The organism is Streptomyces sp. NRRL F-5755 (assembly GCF_001279365.1).
Taxonomy (GTDB): Bacteria; Actinomycetota; Actinomycetes; order Streptomycetales; family Streptomycetaceae; genus Streptomyces; species Streptomyces rimosus.
Genome location: NZ_LGCW01000171.1, coordinates 1 through 836 on the forward strand (window position 1 = coordinate 1; position 836 = coordinate 836).

General features: G+C 69.4%; 1 protein-coding gene. It reads left to right on the forward strand.

From position 1 onward, the window contains the following. The first annotated feature begins 124 nt into the window (after positions 1-124). Positions 125-826, forward strand: a complete 702-nt coding sequence (locus ADK86_RS16385; protein ID WP_053697247.1) for a hypothetical protein — start codon at positions 125-127, stop codon at positions 824-826. The last annotated feature ends 10 nt before the right edge of the window (positions 827-836 follow it).

The following is an 836-nucleotide window of genomic DNA, read 5'->3' on the forward strand; positions in this document are numbered from 1 at the left end:
GCAGGCGGGTACGGGAGCGGGTGCAGGAGCAGTCGGGCCTGGCGTGTCTGGAGGGCCTGGGCCTGGGGTCTCAGGGGGGCCTGGTGTCTCCGGAGGTCCTGGTGGGTCTGGCGGGTCCGGTGGGGTGGCAGGCGGTTCCGGGGGCGGGAGTACGCAGCACTGGCTGTGGGCGCTCGGCGGGGCGGTCGCCGCGTCGGCGATGGGCGGCGCGATCCTCTTCGCCGCCGGCGCCTTCGGGGAGGCGCAGCCCGACCCCGACCTGGCGGGCTACTCGTACACGTCCGACCTGTGCAACCGCACCTCGTTCACACCCTTCGAAAGCTCGAACTACAAGATCAAACCGGCCGGCGGCTCATCCTCCTCGTCCGGCGCGTCGGGCAGCAGCGCGCAGAACCCGCAGTACAGCGGCGTGCAGCAGGGCGCGGTGGATTCGATGTGGTGCAACGCCGAGCTGAAGGCGTCCGACGCGGGCAGCAACGACTACTCCTCGACCTGGGTCTACAGCGCCGCCACCCTGCACAAGAAGACCGACCCGACGGCGGAGTTCGCGGACGGCTACCGCGCGTACGAGAGCCAGCGCAGCTCGATCGCGTACAAGGTCACACCGGTGTCCGGCATCGGCGACGAGGCATACCTCGTCAGCCGGTCCGACGACAGCAGCGGCTCGTACGTGATCCTCGGCGTCCGCGACGGCTGGATGACCTACCAGATCACATGGTCGAGCTACACCTCCCGCAACACCTCGACCAAGCCACCGACAACCGATCAGGTCGCCGGGATGCTCAAGAGCAGCGCGGGGGAGACGTTGAGGAGATTGGGGGGATGAGGTGAGGGGG